The organism is Gracilibacillus xinjiangensis (assembly GCF_042651765.1).
In the GTDB taxonomy this organism is placed as follows: Bacteria; Bacillota; Bacilli; order Bacillales; family Amphibacillaceae; genus Gracilibacillus; species Gracilibacillus xinjiangensis.
In genome coordinates, this window is record NZ_JBHSDT010000008.1 from 162,301 (window position 1) to 184,476 (window position 22,176).

Genomic DNA, 22,176 nt, shown 5'->3' on the forward strand with positions numbered 1-22,176 from the left:
CATTCAAACCTGTTTTCAATGCCAAAGTAGAGGTCAGAAAGCACTGTCGAGGCATTCAAACCTGCTTTCAATGCCAAAGTAGAGGTCAGAAAGCATTGTCGAGGCATTCAAACCTGATTTCAATGCCAAAGTAGAGCCCAGAAAGCATTGTCGAGGCATTCAAACCTGTTTTAAATGCCAAAACCGAGGTCAGAAAGGCACATAGAGGCATTAAACCGAGCTTTAAATGCCAGAACCAAAACCAGAAAGTAGCATAGAGGCATTAATATTAGTGAGCAAGCAAGTCCATATTTCTAAAGCTTGATGAAAATAAGCCAACCATTTATTAAAACAGCTGGCTTCATAACTTATTTAAGTTTTACTACCTTTGTACGATCTTCATAAGTGGAATAGAGAAATACATGTAACATAATATCCTGCTCATTGATATTAGTAAATGTTTCAACCTGTTTATTGCTAGGATTTAACCCATCATTAGAGCGAGTATCCGCGAAAATTCTATCATTATGATCATAAATAACACTTTGTGTAACACCAGCGAATTGTTCATCTTCACTTTCTGACTCAATAATTAAATCGCTTCCGTCAAGGTAATACGTAAATTCAACTGGGTAACCCTTCACATCTGTTTTAACAGTTTGAGGCTCCTTAGAGATGTTTTCTAGGAGAACCTTGTCTTGGTCTGTTCCTTCATAAGAGACTTTTGCATCTGTTAAAGAGAGAGAGATTGGTTGGTCATCTATATCTTTTAACACACTTTCCGTTTCAAATGTTAAGTAATTCTCTCCGGAAAAATATCCATTTAATTCATGTTCTCCTAGCTGTAATTTTATTGTATCAAATTGAACAAAAATTTGCTCACTGCTGATGGTGTCTTCATTATAGTATAGTTTAACAGAACTTGGTGTGATCGCTAACTCTGTAAATTGCAGTACTCTGCTGCCTAGTTTTGCTTTTTTATCCAAATTCATTACAAATGTAGAATTTTGGGCAAGGTCATGATTGTATTCAAAATTTACTGACCATGATGCAGGATGATGGGCGATAGTATCTTGGTATTCTAACGATATTTCCAAATCTTTGACTTTATCTTTCGCCACTTGAATTGATTCACCAATCTTCATCACATTTGGCTTTGGTCGTTGGTATACGACACTGGAACTTTCAATTCGTTCCCCATTAAGATGAAAAGTGAGGGCAGCATAATCAATTTTATTTGGATCTTCTAATTCAATCAGGTAATCGATTTGATAAATGCCGTTACTGTAATCATTAGTTAGCAGTTCTATTTGTGAAATACCATCTCGACCAATTGAGATGTTGCTTAATTGCGTAAAATCTTCGAAAGAAAGATCTGCTTTCTTCGTTCCATATTCATGTAAGCCAGAGACATTGAGGGTAACTGCTTCATCAGCTTGAATTTCATCCTCTGTATGAAGGAAACCTACAATTTTTCCGGCTTTCTGATCATAAACAGCCGTTGCATTTAACATTGTTTCACTTCCATCATCCTTGACGAGAGTTGCTTCATCAAATTGTGCTGCATGGATAATTTGGCTATGTTCTTTTTCTAAACTGAAATTTATCGTTGTGCCATTTTGATCTGTGACTACATTGTGTACTGTGAGCTTTCCTAACTCATTTTCGCTGGATTGATTTATCTCCTGTCCAAATCCATTCTCTAATGATGTGATAACACCAGGGCGATTCATTTTATGCATCCAATCCATAATTTCACTAGAGTATGCAGCGAGTACAGGAGTTGAGGTGATGACAATTGCAAATAATAATGCTGGTATGGCAACTTTTAGTTTCTTGCTAGTCCGCTCCCTTTTCTGTTGTTTTACCAGTATTTTGTTCCACATTTTCTCTTCATCAGGGATATGATTATCATCTTTCTTTACATGCTTTTTGAAAATATCTGACATGTTATTCAAAGCTTTTCCTCCATTCTAGAAAATATGTTTGGTTGTCTTGAAATAACTTTTTGATTAATTTTTTTCCTTTAAAGTGTCTGGATTTTACTGTTCCTTCAGGGATCTTTAATATATTTGCAATTTCCTTATCTCGACATTCGTGTATATACTTCAGAATCATGACTTTTCTTATCCGAACAGGCAGTTTCATCATCAGTTCAGCGAGTTCACTTCTGTGTTCATTTTTTTCTGTTTGCTGACCTGTTTCTGAATTGTTCATAAAAGGCAGCAGCTGTGCCGTTTCTTTTAAGATTAGTCTGTTCCTTTTCTTAAGGTAGTTTCGTGACATGTTCATAGCAATACTTAGCAACCAGGACTTCTGATTTTCGATCGACTGGAAATCTGCTGTCAGTGCTTTCGCAAACACTTCCTGACAAAGGTCTTCTGCGTCATGTGGATTGTGAACCATGTAATTGCAGGCACGAAACACATCTTTATAATGTGTTTGGAATAAAGCTTTGGCATTAGTAACCTGTTTCACCATTCCACCTCCTTTTTCGTTTCTATACTAGTAACAATTTCAGTTAGGATAAGGTTCATTTTTATGAAAAAAAATTGATTGAGAGTGTGATGTACAGAAGAAGACAGTGGTTCCATTTCCATCGAACGGTTGTAAATAAATCACAAATGTTGACTTAGGGCAGTCTGTGGGAGTAGGTAATAATGGTGTAGCCTGTCCAAAGTCTCCATAACAAGCCTCTCAAATAGTTTGAGAGGCTTGAAATAAATTATTTTTTTACAGCATGGATGAAATGAATGGTCTCAAATGCTGTTAAGTAATCTGTTCTGTTAGTGAAGAAAAGGTCATTAATCATAGATGGAGATAAATGTTCATAGATTAGTAAACCAGCTCTTTCAAGCATTTTTTCCATTTCCATATAAGGAAAGCTGGATTTCATTGGTTCTCCGCTTGCCGAAGCCAGTTTTACCATATTCTCCACTCTATTTGCCATTCCCTTTTCTTTAAACAGTTTTTCGTCTGCATAATCAAAAACAATCGAACTGCCTGGTGGGACATTAGAAAATAGACGGAGAATCAAAATTTCGTTTTCCTCTTTGGTTAAATAATAGGAAACACCCAGAAGGCTAAAGAATGTTTTTTTGTTCTCAAACCCTTGATTTCCCAAATGGTCGTGTAGCTCTTTGTTAGTAAAATCCATTGGAATATAATGAATATTTCCCGGGACATGAAATCTTGCGCGCTCTAATCTTTTCTTTTTAAATTGTTGTGTAGCTGGATGATCCACTTCGTATATTTCTAAGCTGCTTTCCAAATGCGGATATCGAAAAGCAAAGGTATCTAATCCAGTTCCAAGGATCACATACTGTTCTGCTCCTAACTTATGTTCATGTAATAAAGTTTTTTCACAATAGGCGGAACGAGCTAAGGGAGTTGGGGAAAGCTGAACTTGTACGATCCACTTTAAGATTTCATCAGGGTTTTCTTGCCATTTCTGACTAATATCTTTGTTGAAAAAATGTATTCCGTCTATCATATTCCTGCTGATAGCTGAAAACTCTTCCTGTGATATTAAATCATTTGCAACAATATCATCAAAAATCTTTGGTGTGTCATATTTACTGTGATATGCTCTAGCGAAAGCCGATACTAAAGAAGTCATGCTAGACTCATTTTTTTCCATACCGTTTTCCTCCACAAAAAAAGATTCCCCTGGCCAGGAGAATCTTATAATAACAAAAGAAATAATTATTGTAAATTATAGCATAAATAGATTTTTTTGTCAATTTGTTTGATTGAGTTGTCTTCAGGGTGAGTAATAAATGGGTTCGCTTATTTCTTTTTTATGCAACCCGAAATTTGGAAATTTTATTGAAAACAAAGGCCAGAGTGTCGAAGGCCGGAAAGAAAAGCAATCTGTGAGAAACGAAAAAGAACAGTAGGTGATATAGTAGATATATGGTAAAGGAGGTAGTTTATATGGAAATGTCAAAGGGAGAATTCAAAGGTGGAAATAACATTGCTCTAAAGATTCCTAAATTCAAATACAACGAGACGGTCCATTTTTATAAGGAAGTGATAAAGTTACCGTATTTGGGCTTCATTTCTGAATCACATGCCTTTCGGTTTGGGGATTCGACACTGTGGTTGGATTGTATGGACAATTATTCTCAACAAGATGTATGGTTGGAGATTCAGACAGACAATGTAAAGATGGCAGCAGAGTATTTACAGGAGAATCATATTAATAGAAGAGACGAAGTGGAGGTACACGAAAACTCAGAGGGTTACTGGATTTCCGACCCCTGTGGAACAATCCTTAGAGTCAATTCGCAAAAATAGAAAGATATCCCCATCTTAAAATGGTTAAAGTAATGGTATCTCCATCTTTTGTCGTAAACTTAATTGTAGTCACAGATTTCGTGTAGGGTTAGAGAATATAGTAAATAAATCCTGTTCTTCTATTAAAAAAAACCGCCTCTTGTGCAAAGACCACAAGTGACGGCTTTTTTGTTATAACTCTATTGAATTTCCTGCTTCCGTTAACTCGCTTTTCACATTTTCGAGACCTAATTTATCTAGTTGGTCATTATCAATGGCTGCTTCGATTTATTAATAGTAGTTTCCATTCTATAGAAATAGCTTTAAATGTTCTTCATTAAATATAGTATCCGTTTCATTTGTCAGCTTGATTGTTTCATTTTCTTTTCGATCATAAAATGTTGGTTCATTTTGTTTTATCTTTATATCATTTTCTCCTTCTCCATAATAGGAGAAAATGTATCCAATAGAAGGAGCAATATGAGGTAAAGTAAAAGGAATTTAACTATCTGAATGGATATATATGAGCAATTCCTGCAACTTTTCTTTGAAGTAGGCGTCTAATAAATAGATATAGCAACAAAAGAGGAGGCAGTTGATTTTTGAGAAAAAGAATTGTGTTTGTATGTATCTTTCTTTCGATTGCTGTATTTCCTATCCAGACAAAGGCTCTCACTTGTGTAGAGCAAGAAGAACCAGTTATGGATCATTATGACCTTGCTGTTATTGGCACGGTTATGGATGTAAAAAAGGATACGGGTTTACCGATTGGATTTGTTTCTAAAGATGAATTTAAAAAATATGTGATGATGGAAGTGGAAGAAAGCTGGAAACAAAAAGTTCCGTCAGAACTAGTTTTCACTGCTGATTTTACTTGGGGATTCAATTTTGAAAAAGAGAAGAAATATTTTATTTATCTTAATAAAGAGAATGGCGATTATTATAACAGTCCGTGCAGCCCTGTTCTGGATGCAACAGACGAATTGGAGGGGATTGACAACAAGCAAGCATGGAGACCTTTGGGAGAATCTGATTTAAGCTTAACAATGTGGTTGATGTTTAATATGGAGAAAGTTGTATTCTTTGGTGTGTTACTATTGGTTATTATTATTTGGAGTTGGTATGTGAAAAAGAAATAATAATTCTTGAGGTGTATCGCATGGAAATTCAACGAAAGTAAAATTAACGACATTCGTATCTGTTGCTTTAAGCGTTGTCTGGGTATGGACATAGTCAGTGGAGGTTCGGCTGCAGATACGTGATAACTATGTCTGGAACCCGTAAATCCCTCCTTTTTTTAGAAGTAGGAGGTAAGGTATCCAAAAATCTATTATGAACTTATCTCTCCGTTACACAAAATAACAGAGAGATAACAGAAGGTGTTTATGAAATATAAAATAAATAGATTGTTAAAAAAACCATTGTAAACATCATTATATTTTCAAACATCGTAAAGTGGAGTAACTACGATTTCAATCTTCCTTTAATGAATTGAACACTTAATGAGGTAACTAATGCTACTATTATCGGCAGTAAAAGTATTATTATTTTATAACTTTTATTCATTTAATCTACCTCAATTAGTATTTATAAACCAGTTCTGAGCTGTTTTTCCATTCCCAATAAAATGACAGATATTCGGATTTATATTCTATTGATGGCATGTTAAAAATACATGCACACAACCTTAATGTCAGGATTCGATGCGAATTTGTTTCACAATACTGTTTTGTTGAAGAAAATCTATTGTCAATTTATCCGCTTCACTTGCTGATTTGCCAAGCCAGATTAAATGTCCCCATGCTTCCAAAAAGTGCAATTCGGAAGTCGGAATATGTTCATGGGCTAAGGACGGGTGTTCGAGCGGAACAGAACCATCGTATTTACTGTGCAAAATTAAAGTTGGACATCTTACCGCTTGTAATTCTTCTGTTGTTATGGTGTTTACTTGTTGCAAATCAATAAAAAAGCCTGTGCCTGAGCGTTGGCGATTGTTCATATTCTTAATTTCTTCAATGTCTGTCTCATTGAATTTGTCTTTAGCTTCCCGAAACTTCAAATTACTGAATGATGGAAACATCTGTCTGAAAATAAAACCTGGGAATAATTTATTCATTGATCCAATCATTTTCCATGTGTATTTCTCGGTATTAGGGTGGAATAAAACCTTTGCTGCTTTGTATTCTGTATCTTTTGGTGTAAGCCATTCTTTAGTAACAGCAGATTGTAATGTTAGTGTTTGGACATATTCCGGGTAGTTGGCAGCAAAATAGATGCCGCTCGGACCGCCAGCTGATATTGCTAATACATGAACTTTTTTTATAGCTAGATAATCTAGTAATCTTTTGTAATATTCACTGGCTGTTGCTAAACTTTCTCCGATTTCTTTCGAAGTTTTTCCATAACCAGGTCGGGATGGGGTGATGATAGAGAAGCCATTCTCGATTAATGTATTGTACCCAAACTCTTCACGGCAATTGGAGTGTCCACCATGGAATAAAAGAATTGGTTCTCCTTCGCCAATAATGGAATATTCGATCGTTACATGATCTATCGTTAGTGTTGCGATTTTTCTTTCCATATATTTTCTCCCTTAAGTGTATTTACCATTAGGTTTATCATAGCATAATCCATTTTTAAATAATAGATGTTTCATGATGAAGTAATTTATGGAATAATATGTATATAAGATGATTGTGAAATAATTGTCTTTATTTTTATTGTTGGTAATGGGTTGTTGTCAAGGCAATGTTAAGGATGAACCTGTTGCTGATATAGTGTTATTAATTGTGAAAACGTTTTACAACTGAGGAGGTTGTATCAATAAATGGACAGATGGCTTGGTTCGGCAGGAATTTGCTTCAATGAGAATAGAGAATTACTGATGGTATTGCAAGGAAAACCTGATGAGGTGAAGAAGTGGTCTGTACCATCAGGCGGGGTCGAAGCGGGGGAAACTTTTGCCGAATGCTGTATCAGAGAGTTTTGGGAAGAGACAGGGTATTTGGTAGAGGTTGAAGAAGAAATTAAGGTTAAAAAAGGCTGTAATCCGAAAATCTCTATTGCCCATGAAGTTCATTATTTCTCTGTAAAAATTGTGGGTGGGGAGATGAAGATTCATGATCCGGATCAGTTGATTTATGATATTAGATGGAAAACGTTAGATGAAATAAAAGAATTAGAGTTTAGTTTTCACGAAGATCGGGGGTTTTTATTAGATTTTATACGTGAGAAAGGTTTATGGAAGCAAAAGCTGGACTGATAGAAGATATGAAATGTTTCCAGGAACGCAAATTCCAGGCAGTATAGCAGAGGGTGATGGAATTTTTTATGAAAAGCTGATTTACGGAAATTAGTTGTAAAGTTAGGGGGAGGACTTATGGATAGGGGTTTACAAGCAACTGATGCTGCAATTCAATTCATCGAAACATTTTTCCCATCTTGCCAAGGGGCAGTCTTGGCTGGAAGTGTTGTGAGGGGAGAAGCAACGGAAACTTCTGATCTGGATATTGTTATTTTTGATAAAAGGTTGAAATCTTCTTATCGTGAGTCATTAGTTGAGTTTGGCTGGCCAATTGAGATTTTTGTACATAACCTTAGCTCCTACAAACATTTCTTTGAATTGGATTATGGAAGCGCCAAGCCATCGATGCAGAGAATGATTGCGGAAGGGATTGTCTTAAAGGATGAGGGAATAATACAAGCGATAAAAATGGAAGCGGAAGAAATCTTGCGAAAAGGTCCGGAGAGTTGGTCGGAAGAAACAGTAAAATTAAAGCGTTATTTTCTTACAGACTTGCTGGATGATTTTATTGGTTGTGATAATCGTGCGGAAGAACTATTTATTGCTGGCGAATTGGCGATGATTGTTCATGAATTTGTTTTACGAACGAACAATTGCTGGATTGGTTCCTCGAAATGGATCGTGCGCGCATTACATCAATACGATCAAAATTTCACCGTGAAATTCGTTGATGCATTTGATCTTTATTATAGAACAGGTGAAAAGAGTATGGTGATTCAGTTGTGTGATGATGTACTGGCACCTCATGGGGGAAGATTATTTGATGGGTTTTCGCTGGGGAAGTAGTGATTCACCGGTTTATAAGTCAGAAATCCATATGGAAAGCGAAAGGAGAATTCCATGATTTATCGAAGAAAAACCTACCACATTGACCCAGTTATTTTAAACGCTTTTAACCAACATTTTAATGACACTCTTCTGCCTGCACAGCTTAAATATGGTGCGAGATTAGTAGGCAGGTGGATGGCAAAAAAAGATAACGGGATGATAGAGATTTTTGCGATATGGGAATATGATCGTTATGAAGATTATGAAAGGATTGAAAATAAAGTTAAGAGCGACGAAGAGCATGTGAAACGGGTGCAGAATTGGTATCATAAAATGGGTGGGCGAGAAAAACTTAAGGAATGGTTCTTTAAAATGGAGCAAGATTTTTTGGAGACAACCGTTCCATTTGAGAAGACTATCTTGTCTAAAAAATAGTTTATGTCCTGCTAACGAAACGTCACGACATATATGAAATTATTATGGAGGTAACGAATGTGTATCGTTCAGTTAACAAGAGCGAATCATGTTATGGAATTGGGAGTTTTTTTGGTGTTAATAATGCACGATAATTTAAGATGGAGACAACGGCGCTGGTCATATTTTTCAAGAGGGGGAATTATATGTGAAAAGATCGATATTGTCTGAGAGATTTAGAAATTTTGCTGAAAGGGAATGCAAAGGTTCCAGTAGTTTGTATGAAAATTTATCACATAAAATTGCTGAAGACAGCGAAATTCTTGAATTATGTTCCCACGCAAAAGAGGGGCAGCCTGTTCCAAATCTATTATTTGGGGCCGTTCACTTTCTGCTGATAAAAGGAAAAGAACATCCTTTGAGCGGGTATTATCCAAGTCTTGTTGACCATCCATTAGATACGGGGGAAGCTTTTCCTCATTTCAAAGATTTCTGTAGAACTTATGAAAAAGAAATAACAACTATTTTAACTAATAAGTTTGTACAAACAAATGAAGTAAGGCGCTGTGCTTACCTGTATCCATGCTTTTGTTACATGTTTAGCAAAGCAAAAAAGCCTCTATCATTAATTGAAATTGGAACAAGTGCAGGCCTTCAGCTTCTTTGGGACAAATATAGTTATTCTTACGGTACAAATGAAATATATGGGGATAAAAATTCTGCAGTTCATGTTACTTCCAAAATAAAAGGCGGAAAAATTCCTTCCTGTTTGCTAGATATGCCACCTGTAGCATCAAAGATTGGCATAGATTTACATATAAGTGATATAAAAAATATGGAAGACTATTTATGGCTCAAGTCTCTTATTTGGCCGGAGCACAAAGAAAGGTTAGAATTATTCGAGCGTGCAGCAACCTGTTTTAAGGAGAATTCAGTAGAGCTGCTTGAAGGTGATGGGATTGAATTGCTTTCTGATGTAGTGGAAACCATTCCGAATGATACGATTATCGGAATATTTCATACACATGTTGCCAACCAAATTCCAGACGATTTGAAGCATATACTGATAGATATAGTTCGGAGAATTGGTCAAATACGAGATCTTTTTCATCTGTATAATAATATGTGGGATAGAAAGCTTCATCTGGATTATTTTATTAATGGTGTTGAATACAATCAAGTGATTGGAGAAACGGATGGTCACGGAAGATGGTTTGAGTGGAATCTATCATGAGTTAAAGCAGTTTTAACTTTCCAATCATGCACTGGCTACCGGGATTAGATGAATTTTAATGTGTTTCATCAAAATGAGCATCCGCCAAAGGTGGCGTGAAAAGTACTTCCTAAGTGTTAATTATGTAAATTTTTTTAGGTAATCGATCACTGGATTATTTACTAATTCGTAATATCTCTTAGCACCATTTTCCCTTTTTTGGCTGTTGAATCCTTGTTATTGTAAAATTTCTTCTACCCAAAGCTGCTGTAATAAACAATAAATCTTCCTTTAATACAGTGTTAATATTTACTCGATATACTGGTTTTGTATTACATAACAAGGAGGAATTATGGTGAAAAAAGTAGTACAGACTGTGTTATTAATGACAATGGTAACAGTGTTGGTAAGTAGTGCCTTTTCTGGATCATTAACAGTACAAGCTTCTGAAAAATCAGAGAAAGTGGATGAAGTTGATTTAAAGGTAATGGCATTTAATTTGAGGTATTTGAATGACAATGATCCTTCCCCACACACTTGGGCAGAAAGAGTTCCTGCAATTAAAAAACTAATCAACAAGCGCAAACCTGGAATTATCGGAACACAAGAAGTTGTATATGAACAGCTTCAGGATTTGGAAACCAATTTAAAAAATTATGAATGGATCGGACTAGGGCGAGAAGGTGGAAACAAAGGGGAGTACTCAGCAATTTTTTATGATGAAAAGCAATACTTGCCTCTAGAGTATGATCATTTTTGGTTATCAGATACTCCGGATGTGATAGGATCGAACACGTGGGGCAACAGAATTCCTCGTATGGTGACATGGGCGAAATTCCTTGATAAAAAGAGTGAGCAAAGCTTTTATGTTGTGAATACTCATTTTGACCATGAATCTGCTAATGCCAGAGAAAAAAGTGCGGAATTAATTATCGAAAAGATAAAAGAATTTGATTCAGATTTACCAATTATTTTAACAGGGGATTTTAATGCAAGTCCTGACAGTACTCCACACCAGACTTTAACAAGTGAAGATGCATTTGATGACTTGTGGAACACAGCAAATGTTCGAATCAATGAAGATCTTGGAACATTCAATGGGTTCCGTGATCCGACTGGCGGTGGTCCGGAAAGAAGAATTGACTGGGTACTGGCAAAAGGAAATGTATTAACACATACTATTGAAATCATTAATGATACGAACAAAGGACAGTTCCCTAGTGACCATTACCCCGTTATGGCAGATGTAACATTGAATTATTAAGGATTAGAAGAGGTTCGGCCATACAGGTTGAACCTCTTTCCTATATTTACTAAAAACTATTTTCATATATATCCAGAAACTTAGAAATTTTCACACCCTGTTGTTGAACACTTTGGTCCGTAACAGTTATTTGCCATGCGGATGAAGACTTTCATAGGGACCTCCTGTCATTCGTTTTCATCATAGACGTTTTTCTGTCAAATAAGTTTATTGGAAAAATATATCCGAAAAAAATTAAGCGGGTGAAAAAAGCATTTTTTTTAAAAGGGATTTTTACACATTTATCGAAGTAGTTAAGGTGAACGTAATTAACCGTGAAAAACAGATGGCTATTGGAGTGTAAGGGATGATAAATAATGAGGTGACAAAACTTTTAAACATGACGTATCCGGTTATACAAGCACCTATGGCTGGTGGTGTGACAACATCTGAATTAGTTGCAGCGGTTGCGGATAACGGAGGACTGGGAATGATGGGGGCAGGTTATATGACTTCTTCCCAAATTCGTGAACAGATTCGCGAGATCCAACAGTTAACCGAAGGGCCGTTTGGTATCAATCTTTTTGTGCCAAATGAATTTCATGTTTCCGAACAGGAAGTAGAGTTAGCTAGCAACCGGTTGCAGCCTATTCGGGAACAATTGGATTTACAGCAAAAAGAGCAGGTGGATATCCCGAATTTTGATAAAGTTTCCGAATCATTTCAGCAACAAATAGAAGTTGTAATCGAGGAAAAGATCCCTTTTTGTTCGTTTACATTTGGCATACCTTCCAAAGAAATTATCGAGGAATTAAAGCAACACCATATCATACTGATAGGCACAGCAACAACTGTTAAAGAAGCAGTAGAAAATGAAAAAGCGGGAATGGATATGGTTGTTGTGCAAGGCTGTGAAGCTGGCGGACACCGGGGAAATTTTCTAAGCGGAGATCAGGAGAGTTTAATTGGTCTAATGGCACTAATACCGCAGGTTGTTGACAATGTAAGCATTCCAGTCATTGCTGCAGGGGGAATAATGGATGGAAGAGGCTTAATGGCAGCCCTTTGTTTAGGTGCTCAATGTGTTCAGATGGGCACAGCTTTCCTCAACTGTGAAGAAAGTGGGGCGCATGCTTCCCATAAAGAAGCTATACTCCATGCTGCGGAAGATGAGACCGTATTAACTCGATCATTTTCCGGCAAATGGGCTAGAGGTTTAAAAAATGACTATATCAATGAAATGCATGAGGATGAATCTTTATTCCCGGCTTTCCCTGTGCAAAATAAATTATCACAAGATATTAGAAAAGCAGCTGCAGCACAGAACAAAACCGCATTCATGTCACTATGGTCCGGGCAGAGTCCGCGATTAGCTAAAAAGCAATGTGTGGAAAGTTTAATGGAACATATAATTTCGGAAACTAGAAAAATAGGGAGAAAAGTTTAGGGGGGTAAATCCTCCTTCTTCCTATGAATGGAAGATTATATTAGTGCATCTTCCCAAGTAAGGATGAAAGTATTTTAGATAACAAGCCTTTTGAAAAAAGATACGGAATAGGAGGAGTAACTATGAAGCAAACGATTGTTCCACATTTATGGTATGACAAGGAAGCACAGGAAGCGGCTGAGTTTTATACTTCGGTTTTTCCTGAGTCAAGAATTATGTATAAAACAACCGTTCATGAGACACCATCTGGTGAGGCCGATGTGGTTTCTTTTGAATTGTGGGGACAGAAATTCATGGCAATTAGTGCAGGTCCCCATTTCCGATTTAATCCGTCCATTTCATTTATGGTTAATTTTGACCCATCGCGGGATCCGAATGCGGCGGAAAAAATAGAGGAGGTTTGGCACAGATTAGCGGAAGGCGGCACCGTATTAATGCCGTTTGATACCTACCCATTCAGTGAAAAGTATGGCTGGATTCAAGATAAATTCGGTTTATCATGGCAGTTAATCCTTACCAATCCTGAAGGGGAAGATCGGCCGGCAATCATTCCTTCTTTCATGTTTGTTGGAGAGAATTGTGGTAAAGCGGAAGAGGCGGCGGATTTTTACCTATCCGTTTTTCAGAACGCAAAGCGTGGCGAAATTGCTCGATATCCGCAAGGCATGGAACCTGACAAAGAAGGAACCATTATGTTTTCTGACTTTGTTTTGGAGAAACAGTGGTTTGTGGCAATGGACAGTGCGCAAGATCATGATTTTCAATTCAATGAGGCTGTCTCGTTCATGGTGTATTGTGCCACACAAGAAGAGATCGATTACTACTGGGATAAGCTGTCCGCAGTTCCGGAATCAGAACAGTGCGGCTGGTTGAAGGATCAGTACGGCATCTCATGGCAAATTGTGCCGTGCGAAATGGAAGAAGTGATGAGTGACGGCACTCCTGAACAAATCGCACGGGTTACGAAAGCAGCATTTCAAATGAAAAAACTTGATATTGCAAATTTACAAAAGGCATACAAAGGGTAATTGTGGGAAATGGAATCCATGTGTTAGGTTTTAGGGTAGGCAATGTTTTACTGCATGCGTTTCTGGATACAGACAGGGTGGCTGCCAAATTCTTGGCATCAAAACGGGAGAGAGTTGGGGGGAGTTATGCAGTTATGAAGGCGTCATAGCATCAAAACGGGAGAGAGTTGAGGAAGTTATGCAGTTATGAAGGCTTCTTGGCATCAAAAAGGATGAGAGTAGGGAGAGTCATGCAGTTATGAAGGCGTCATAGCATCAAAACGGATGATAGTTGAGGGAGTTATGCAGTTATGAAGGCGTCATAGCATCAAAAAGATCTATAATTAAAATGTTATGATAGGCAAAGGGGTAGTTTTCGAAATTGTCGGACAAGGAATGATTCCTATAAAGCAAGAATTGGAATTTAGTGTTATAATGATGGTTGCAATTAGAAACAATAATTAAAAAAAGTGAGTAGGTGAAAGACATGATTGAAATTAAGACATCTTCACTAAGTGATGGAGAATTCAATAGAGGGGTGTTTGCGACTTGTGATATTAAAAAGGGCGAGCTTATACATGAAGCTCCTGTAATTTCTTATCCAAACGAAGAGCATCAACACATTGAAAAAACATTACTCGCTGATTATGCTTTTGAGTATGGAATAAATCATACGGCAATCCTTCTTGGTTATGGAATGCTTTTTAACCATTCCTATGAACCTAACGCAAATTATGAAATTAATTTTGATAATCACACCTTTGAGTTTTATGCGTACACAGATATAAAAGCTGGAGATGAGATTCTGATTAATTATAATGGTGAGGTGGATATTAATGATCCACTCTGGTTTAATCAGGAATAAGACAAAGACCTCTGTTAATTAGAGGTCTTTGATTTAATGAAATAATAAAACTCATATCTATGTGAGTCACCCATTTTCTTATAAAATCGCTGATCCTTTTGATTATCCTTTGCGGGAATCCATATGGGCTTGTGACAAAGTGACGAAAGCTCCCGGGCACCTCCTTCTCCTCGCATATCTCAACCATATCATTCATTTCTGTTGCTTTGTCTCCGTGACATAATATTCACCTGTCTCCCTTAATTTTTAATATAAATGAAAATAAATTCCCCAAAATATGTTACGATAAATGAATATATTGTAAAATCCTATGCGATATTTAACTCTCCTTTAATCTTTCGAATGCTTATTCCTGTCAAAAAATACTTCCCCTGCTTAATCGAATGTGAAGGAGGATGTTTAATGGCATTATCGGCTATTATGTTTGGGATGGTTGTTTTCATCTTGCTGGTTTCCATCGTCATTCCTGTACTAATCGTTAATACTTTTGGAAACGGTTCCCCACCGCTGAAATTTTCTTATGCTGCATTCGCATTGTTAATAACCAGTGGATTTTGTACATTGGTGGTTTTTATGTGTTGCTTCCAGTAAGTCTATCAGAGGTTCTCTTTATCCCCATCTGGTTTGTCATATGTGGATATTGTACGATAGCTATCGTACTCGAACTTAAAAATAATCCCACAGTATCCTTCGTTCTTGCAGGATTAACGGGGATCAGTTTTATTTTTGCTGTGTTTTTAAATGGATTGGAGCGAATGTAATCATAAATTATTTTTGGAGGAAAAAGCAGTGCTTAACATTCGCAAGATTGCATTGAGAAGGTGGATTCAATGCCCCTAGCCATGATTTTCATTCGCGCCATGGTATTGAGTGGTGGATTCAATGCCGCTAGCCATGATTTTCATTCGCACCATGGCATTGAGAGATGGATTCAATGCCCCTAGCCATGCTTAACATTCGCGCCATGGTATTGAGAGATGGTTTTAATGCCACTAGCCATACTTAAGTTTCGCGCCATGGTATTGAGAGGCGCTTTAAATGGTCAGTGAAAAGAGAAGACCTTTATAAGTCAAAAAAATAAGAAGGTATGATTATTTCTATGGATAATGGAAGGAAAAAGAATATTAGACTTAATTGGTGTTTACGGATCATCTATTATTGGTGATTATCATGAAAAGTCTGATCTCGATTTATTTAATCGATGCTTTCTTTTGGTGAGTGATTCCTAGTAGATTTGGACCAATCTAAAAAATCAATGGGAGGAATTTTCTTGAAAGTAGATGGAATGAGTGTTCACTTCATGAAGGAGTTTGTAACTATTGATGGTCATAAAAATGGTCTATTTATAGAAACAACAGATTACCAAAATCCTGTACTTTTATTTTTGCATGGCGGACCTGGATTCCCGCAATATCCTATCATAAGACAATCTGAACTTTCATGGGAGAAAGATTTTACGGTTTGTTACTGGGAGCAACGAGGGACAGGCATGTCTTATAATTCATCGACACAAGGAAAACTTACATTAGAAACATTGATTTCCGACGCAGTCAACATAACAAATTATCTAAGAGAAAAATTCAACAGTAAAAAGATATACATTTGCGGCCACTCCTTTGGAACATTACTTGGCAGTATCGTTGCGAGTCGTTATCCTCAGTATTTCCATGCTTACATTGGTGTGAGTCAGATTGGCAGACATTTTGAATCTAACCAGCGCACCTATGATTTTCTACTGGAGACTGCAATTAAAATAGGGGACAAAAAGGCAGAGAAGGATATTCGCTCTGTCATGTTTGATAGAGATTTTTATAAAAATCAAGGTTATCGGAGAATTCTAGGGCGGTATCTTAATAAGTTTGGTGGGGGTACGAAGCGAACAGGCTATTCCAATTGGCAGGGCATCAAAGATCTTTTTACATGCAGAAAATATTCATGGAAAGAACGTTTTAATATACCAAGAGGGATTTTTTACAGTTATGATGCGTTAGGTGAAACAATGGCAAAAGCTGAAGCTGCAATAATGGCACCTCGATATGACGTTCCCGTTTTCCTCATGCATGGTATTTATGATTATCAGACATCTTACAAAGAGGCAAAACGGTTTTACGAAAAAATAGAAGCCCCATCAAAAAAATTCTATACGTTTGAGAATTCTGCCCATTCTCCTTTTCTAGAAGAAAAAGAGAGATTTGCAGTCATTTTAGAAACTGATGTACTGGGTATGGGTGACCATAAAAAGGGGGGACTATGATGGGGTTTTTAATAGGGATATAGGTTTTCGGCGGATTATTGTCAATTTACGATGAGCTGCTGTCCGCAGTTCCGGAATCAGAACAGTGCGGCTGGTTGAAGGATCAGTACGGCATCTCATGGCAAATTGTACCGTGCGAAATGGAAGAAGTGATGAGTGGCGGTACTCCTGAACAAATCGCACGGGCTACGAAGGCAACATTTCAAATGAAAAAACTTGATATGGCAAACTTACAAAAGGCATACAAAGGGTAATTGTGGGAAATGGAATCCATGTGTTAGGTTTTAGGGTAGGCAATGTTTTACTGCATGCGTTTCTGGATACAGACAGGATGGCTGCCAAATTCTTGGCATCAAAACGGATGAGAGTTGGGGGAGTTATGCAGTTATGAAGGTGTCATAGCATCAAAATGGATGAGAGTTGGGAGAGTTATGCAGTTATGACGGCGTCATAGCATCAAAACGGATGAGAGTTGGGAGAGTTATGCAGTTATGAAGGCGTTATAGCATCAAAACGGGAGAGAGTTGAGGGAGTTATGCAGTTATGAAGGTGTCATGACATCAAAAAGATCTGTAATTAAAATGTTATGATAGGCAAAGAAGTAGTTTTTGAACTGTCGGACAAGGAATGATTACAGGAAAGCAAGAATTGGAATTTAGTGTTATAATGATGGTTGCAATTAGAAACAATAATTTTTACGATAAATATATATTGTAAAATCTTATGCGATATTTAACTCTCCTTTAAGCTTTCGAATTCTCATTCCTCTCAAAAAATACTTCCCCTGCTTAATCGAATGTGAAGGAGGATGATTAATGGCATTATCGACTATTATGTTTGGGATGGTTGTTTTCATCTTGCTGGTTTTCATCGTCATTCCTGTAATAATCGTTAATACTTTTGGGAACGGTTCCCCGCCGCTGAAACTTTCTTATGCTGCCTTCGCATTGTTAATTATCCAGTGGATTTTGTACATTGGTGGTTTTTATGAGTTGCTTCCAGTCAGTCTATCAGAGGTTCTCTTTATTCCCATCTGGTTTGTCATATGTGGATATTGTACGATAGCTATTGGACTCGAACTTAAAAATAATCCCACAGTTTCCTTCGTTCTAGCAGGATTAATGGGGATCAGTTTTATTTTTGCTGTGTTTTTAAGTGGATTGGGGCAAATGTAATCACTAATTATTATTGGAGGAAAAATAGGAAACAAAATATTTATGATGGGACTTTTTTTGGAGCATTCCATCGTAACAGCGAGAAAAGAGATGGGATAAATGTTGAGTGAAGGATAGGAAAGAAATTGCACTGGGTAATCGATAAGAGACGTTTTAAATGCCAATAGCCATGCAATTTAATTAATTTAGGTGATATGATGACAAACGTAGTGAAAATCTCAGTAAGAAATTTAGTAGAATACGTGTTTCGCAGTGGCAGTATTGAGTCGGGCTTCCGTACGACTCGAGCGATGACGGAAGGAACCAGAATCCATCAATTAATCCAAAAAAACTATCGGGATCAAGATCAGAAGGAAGTGTTTGTGGAAGCAGAAATTCCTTATGAAGATTTCGTTGTTCGAGTGGATGGACGTTGTGATGGATTACTTAAAGATGAAGAATCTGTGACAATTGATGAAATAAAGTCCACTGTCCATTTACTGGATGATATTCAGGAAGATACACACCCAGTACACTGGGCACAGGCTATTTTTTATGGTTATATTTATGCCGGAGACCATAATTTGCCGGAAGTGACTATTCAACTTACATATGTACAGGTGAAAACGATGGAACAGAAACAATTTCGTCGTGTGATGACATATGAGGAAATGGAAAGCTTCGTTTATGGAGTCATTGAGGAATATGCTACATTTTTAAAAGTGAAGATAGAGCATAAACAAAAGAGAAATAAGACAATTAAAATATTGGCATTTCCGTTTGAAACCTATCGTGAAGGTCAGCGTAAACTTGCAGGTGCCGTATATAAAACCATTGATGACAAAAAAACACTATTCGCAAGTGCTTCGACTGGGATAGGTAAAACCATTTCAACTATTTTTCCTGCTGTCAAAGCAATTGGCGAAGGAAAACTGGAGAAGATGTTTTACTTAACTGCAAAGACAATCACAAGAACAGCTGCGGAAGAAGCATTTCAACTATTGATTGATCATGGTCTCGATATTAAAGTTCTGACAATAACTGCCAAGGATAAAATTTGTTTTCAAGAGGAAACGATTTGTTCGAGTGAGAAATGCCCTTTTGCAGATGGTTTTTATGACCGGTTAAATGGGGCGGTTATTGATATTTTGGAACAAGAAAAGATGATGGGGAGGAGCGTAATTGAACGTTACGCTAGAAAACATCGGGTTTGTCCTTTTGAATTTTCACTTGAGCTTGCTTATGCAGTGGATGCCGTCATTTGTGATTATAATTATATTTTTGACCCGAGAGTATCGTTGAAGCGGTTGATGGAAGATCAGAAAAAGAAAACAGCTATACTAGTGGATGAGGCACATAACTTAGTAGATCGTGCGAGAGAAATGTATTCTGCTGCGATAAATAAATCAAACTTTTTGCAGCTGAAAAGAGAATTTAAAAATAGCCGGCTTGCGACAGAGGCTAAAGCTATCAATGACCATTTATTACAAGTTAGGAAGTCTGAAGAATATTTGCGAAAGGACTTAGATGAAGAACTAGTAGAATTACTAGAAACATTCATCATGGAAGCTGAGGTAGAACTGGTAATGAGTGACCATGAATTGTTACTGGATACGTATTTTGCTGCTCAAAACTTTGTGAAAATTGCTAAATTATACAATGAGCAGTTTATGACGTATGTTGACATTCATAAGAGTGAGGTGAGTTTTAAGTTATTTTGTCTTGACCCATCAGAGCAAATTCTTAAAATGGGGAAAGGATTTAGGGCGAGGGTGTTCTTTTCAGCAACATTAATACCTGCCGATTATTACAAAGAGTTACTTGGCGGACAATCTGCTGATTATGTTATCTCGATTCCATCCCCTTTTGTGAGAGAGAACACAGAGGTTATCATTCAACCATTATCGACGAGATATCGTGATAGAGAAAAGACAATGGATCCTATGATACGCTTTTTCAAAGATGTCATAGATAAGAAGGATGGAAATTTCTTAATCTTCTTCCCGTCTTATCAGTATATGAGAAATGCGTATGAGAAATTTACCGAATCTTACCCCAGTGTGTCAACCATTATTCAAGATGCAGGAATGGCAGAAGCAGAGAGAGAAGGCTTTCTGGCAGAGTTTAAGTCTAAACGTTCCGAAAGATTGGTAGGTTTTGCTGTACTCGGTGGAATTTTTTCTGAAGGTGTGGACTTAAAAGGAGACAGGTTAGAAGGTGTAATCGTAGTTGGGGTCGGCATGCCGCAAATTGGTTTTGAAAGAAACATTATAAAGGATTACTTCCAATCGGTTGGAAAAAATGGCTTTGATTATGCTTATGTGTATCCGGGAATGAATAAAGTATTGCAAGCTGGTGGACGACTTATTCGTTCAGATTCTGATACTGGCGTGATCGCCTTAATCGATGATCGATTTTTACAAAAGAAGTATCAGGCACTACTCCCTTATGAATGGCAGCATTATAGAGTTGGTGGTGACGCTTAAGAAAATGTGCTTTACACTAAAGTAGTAATAGGGCTGTCCCTAGATTGTCAAAGATAATAACTTGGCTTTTAAAAGTGGGACGGAGGGCCTTGTCGCCCTGTCCCTTTCTAGTCTTCGATTTCTTTCACTCTACCTACTATCCCATTCTCTAATCTTACTTTAATACCATGGGGGTGTGTGGCAGAATTTGTCAGTATTTTTGATACATGACCTTCTGTTAATTTCCCGGAGCGTTGATCCTGTTTTTGTACCACTCGCACTTTCACGCCTATTTTAATATTTTTTCTCTCTGTTCCTTTCATGATGGTACTCCTTCACTTTTTTTACTATTATAACAGATTTTACATTCTGCCTATAGGGTGCGCCCCATGAAACTATAATTAGGACTCTGTTTTTGTGCAATTAGCAGAGTAAATGTCCAGCCCCAAGAGATGATCTTATTTCATTAATCGCTTTAACTTCTCTTAAGTAAATGATTCTTCAACCAGAGTATAAACACTGCAACGTAAATCTTGATCTCCATGTAATTGTAACAGATTGTTCCACGGATTAAAAATGGAGGAAGAATTCCTAGTTATCAATTATATTACGAAAAAACTTATAACTACTAAGATTTTTATATTTAGTTATATTTGTAATATTAGGTATAAATATGTATATTATGAAGAGGAGAAAGGAGAGGTATTGTGCGAAATTTTAAACTGTTTATTATTCTATTACTAGGAATTACTATTTCTCTGTCCGCTTGTTCAAATGAGTCAAAGAATATAGTGAAACCAGATAATGAAAAAGAAATGAATGAATCGGAAGAAAACAAAACTAAAGATGAAGAGGAGTCAGATACAGAAGACAAACAAAATGCTCCATCCGTACAAATTGAAATGGAAGGCCAGGTAACATACGAAGATCATACATTGACTGTAGAAGGAAAAACAAATTTACTTCCTGATTCAAATGTTTTTGTTTATCCTCAAGCTTTCGGAAGTGCCAGTTTTATCGGTGTTTCGGGTTCTGCGACTGTAGAGCAAGATGGGACATTTTTGTATGAAACGAAGGTGCCGGAAGAATATAATTATGGTTTATTTGTTGATATCCGCTTTAGACCAGAGGATGCGACTAATGAATCTGTTAAAGAATTCTACGGAGAATATGGGGAGAACATAGAAGGCCCTATGACAAGCTTGTATGAAAGTGATGAAAAAGTAAGGAAGCAAGCATTAACGGAAGTTTATTTACCTGTTAAAAATGGTGAAGCAGTCACAAAAGAAATTGAAACACCTGAATGGCAGGTACCTGATGACTATGGAGATCCTAACGTGAGAATGGATGCAAATGTTACATATGATGATCAATTGATATATATTAAAGGTGAAAGTAATTTGTTAGAGGGTAGTGAATTAATGTTAACCCTCCTAAGTCCAGAAGGGAGTTTAACAGGAGTAGGCGGAAGGGCAAACGTTAAACCAGATGGAAGTTTTTTTACCGTTTTAGACAGAGATTCCTATGAGGAAGAACTTAATAATCATACGTTTAGGGTGACTTTTGCACCTTCAGAATACTCATGGGAAACCATCCGTAACAACTATGGCGATCAAGGAGAAAAAATAACAGGAGAGCATTTAAAAGAAAAGCTGAATGATCAAGAAGCCGAACTGCTTATCGATCTAGGAGGAGAAAAAGCGAATGTCGTGGAGTAATTGGGACATAGTGACAGTAAATTGTATTCATTGTCTCTGCATGTAATAGATAATATGATAATTGGCG

Annotated in this window: 22 protein-coding genes; 17 read left to right on the top strand and 5 right to left on the bottom strand. The window is 37.0% G+C overall.

The features are described from left to right. Positions 1–347: 347 nt before the first annotated feature. The 3 genes from ACFOY7_RS11875 to ACFOY7_RS11885 form a co-directional block, all read right to left on the bottom strand. Entirely contained in the window at positions 348–1,928 is a 1,581-nt protein-coding gene (locus tag ACFOY7_RS11875) for a DUF4179 domain-containing protein (RefSeq protein WP_390254073.1), read from the bottom strand. Position 1,929: 1 nt separating this feature from the next. Then, positions 1,930–2,457 (bottom strand): RNA polymerase sigma factor, encoded by a 528-nt coding sequence (locus tag ACFOY7_RS11880; RefSeq protein ID WP_390252305.1) that lies wholly within the window; start codon positions 2,455–2,457, stop codon positions 1,930–1,932. A 247-nt stretch (positions 2,458–2,704) separates the two neighbouring features. After that, a complete protein-coding gene (locus tag ACFOY7_RS11885) occupies positions 2,705–3,619 on the bottom strand; it encodes a class I SAM-dependent methyltransferase (protein WP_390252306.1) in 915 nt (304 codons plus the stop codon). 296 nt (positions 3,620–3,915) lie between these two features. On the opposite strand from ACFOY7_RS11885, the gene ACFOY7_RS11890 reads away from it, so the two are divergent. Both ACFOY7_RS11890 and ACFOY7_RS11895 read left to right on the top strand, forming a co-directional pair. Next, positions 3,916–4,278, top strand: coding sequence for a hypothetical protein (locus tag ACFOY7_RS11890; RefSeq protein ID WP_390252307.1), 363 nt, complete (start codon positions 3,916–3,918; stop codon positions 4,276–4,278). Between the two features lie 581 nt (positions 4,279–4,859). Further along, positions 4,860–5,396 carry a hypothetical protein gene (locus ACFOY7_RS11895; protein WP_390252308.1) on the top strand — a complete coding sequence of 179 codons (537 nt, stop codon included), beginning with the start codon at positions 4,860–4,862 and terminating at the stop codon, positions 5,394–5,396. A gap of 554 nt (positions 5,397–5,950) precedes the next feature. Here the strand turns inward: ACFOY7_RS11895 and ACFOY7_RS11900 are convergent. Beyond that, positions 5,951–6,838 (bottom strand): alpha/beta fold hydrolase, encoded by an 888-nt coding sequence (locus ACFOY7_RS11900; RefSeq protein ID WP_390252309.1) that lies wholly within the window; start codon positions 6,836–6,838, stop codon positions 5,951–5,953. 246 nt (positions 6,839–7,084) lie between these two features. Between ACFOY7_RS11900 and ACFOY7_RS11905 the strand changes: the two genes are divergently transcribed. The 14 genes from ACFOY7_RS11905 (at position 7,085) to ACFOY7_RS11970 (ending at position 20,412) form a co-directional block, all read left to right on the top strand. After that, positions 7,085–7,519 (top strand): NUDIX hydrolase, encoded by a 435-nt coding sequence (locus tag ACFOY7_RS11905; RefSeq protein ID WP_390252310.1) that lies wholly within the window; start codon positions 7,085–7,087, stop codon positions 7,517–7,519. A 117-nt stretch (positions 7,520–7,636) separates the two neighbouring features. Then, positions 7,637–8,347 (top strand): nucleotidyltransferase domain-containing protein, encoded by a 711-nt coding sequence (locus tag ACFOY7_RS11910; protein ID WP_390252311.1) that lies wholly within the window; start codon positions 7,637–7,639, stop codon positions 8,345–8,347. Between the two features lie 54 nt (positions 8,348–8,401). After that, positions 8,402–8,764, top strand: coding sequence for an NIPSNAP family protein (locus ACFOY7_RS11915; protein WP_390252312.1), 363 nt, complete (start codon positions 8,402–8,404; stop codon positions 8,762–8,764). Positions 8,765–8,951: 187 nt separating this feature from the next. Further along, on the top strand, positions 8,952–9,977 hold the full coding sequence (locus ACFOY7_RS11920) for a DUF2332 domain-containing protein (protein ID WP_390252313.1): 1,026 nt from the start codon (positions 8,952–8,954) through the stop codon (positions 9,975–9,977). Between the two features lie 334 nt (positions 9,978–10,311). Next, positions 10,312–11,220 (top strand): endonuclease/exonuclease/phosphatase family protein, encoded by a 909-nt coding sequence (locus ACFOY7_RS11925; protein ID WP_390252314.1) that lies wholly within the window; start codon positions 10,312–10,314, stop codon positions 11,218–11,220. Positions 11,221–11,566: 346 nt separating this feature from the next. Further along, the gene (locus tag ACFOY7_RS11930) at positions 11,567–12,646 is read left to right on the top strand and encodes an NAD(P)H-dependent flavin oxidoreductase (protein WP_390252315.1); all 1,080 of its coding nucleotides are present in this window, start codon (positions 11,567–11,569) and stop codon (positions 12,644–12,646) included. 122 nt (positions 12,647–12,768) lie between these two features. Further along, positions 12,769–13,674: a VOC family protein gene (locus ACFOY7_RS11935; protein ID WP_390252316.1), complete on the top strand. Its 906-nt coding sequence runs from the start codon at positions 12,769–12,771 to the stop codon at positions 13,672–13,674. 466 nt (positions 13,675–14,140) lie between these two features. After that, positions 14,141–14,518 carry an SET domain-containing protein gene (locus ACFOY7_RS11940; RefSeq protein ID WP_390252317.1) on the top strand — a complete coding sequence of 126 codons (378 nt, stop codon included), beginning with the start codon at positions 14,141–14,143 and terminating at the stop codon, positions 14,516–14,518. Positions 14,519–14,920: 402 nt separating this feature from the next. Then, a complete protein-coding gene (locus ACFOY7_RS11945; protein ID WP_390252318.1) occupies positions 14,921–15,109 on the top strand; it encodes a hypothetical protein in 189 nt (62 codons plus the stop codon). A 515-nt stretch (positions 15,110–15,624) separates the two neighbouring features. Further along, the gene (locus ACFOY7_RS11950) at positions 15,625–15,747 is read left to right on the top strand and encodes a hypothetical protein (RefSeq protein WP_390252319.1); all 123 of its coding nucleotides are present in this window, start codon (positions 15,625–15,627) and stop codon (positions 15,745–15,747) included. 41 nt (positions 15,748–15,788) lie between these two features. Beyond that, a complete protein-coding gene (locus ACFOY7_RS11955) occupies positions 15,789–16,772 on the top strand; it encodes an alpha/beta fold hydrolase (protein WP_390252320.1) in 984 nt (327 codons plus the stop codon). A 38-nt stretch (positions 16,773–16,810) separates the two neighbouring features. Continuing rightward, entirely contained in the window at positions 16,811–17,026 is a 216-nt protein-coding gene (locus tag ACFOY7_RS11960; protein ID WP_390252321.1) for a VOC family protein, read from the top strand. Positions 17,027–17,587: 561 nt separating this feature from the next. After that, a complete protein-coding gene (locus tag ACFOY7_RS11965) occupies positions 17,588–17,947 on the top strand; it encodes a hypothetical protein (RefSeq protein WP_390252322.1) in 360 nt (119 codons plus the stop codon). Positions 17,948–18,144: 197 nt separating this feature from the next. Further along, positions 18,145–20,412, top strand: a complete 2,268-nt coding sequence (locus ACFOY7_RS11970) for an ATP-dependent DNA helicase (RefSeq protein ID WP_390254075.1) — start codon at positions 18,145–18,147, stop codon at positions 20,410–20,412. Between the two features lie 107 nt (positions 20,413–20,519). Here ACFOY7_RS11970 and ACFOY7_RS11975 read toward each other — a convergent pair whose 3' ends face one another. Then, complete coding sequence (locus ACFOY7_RS11975; protein WP_390252323.1) at positions 20,520–20,714, bottom strand: YwbE family protein; 195 nt, start codon at positions 20,712–20,714, stop codon at positions 20,520–20,522. A gap of 384 nt (positions 20,715–21,098) precedes the next feature. Between ACFOY7_RS11975 and ACFOY7_RS11980 the strand changes: the two genes are divergently transcribed. Further along, positions 21,099–22,109, top strand: coding sequence for a hypothetical protein (locus tag ACFOY7_RS11980; protein ID WP_390252324.1), 1,011 nt, complete (start codon positions 21,099–21,101; stop codon positions 22,107–22,109). Positions 22,110–22,176: the final 67 nt, after the last annotated feature.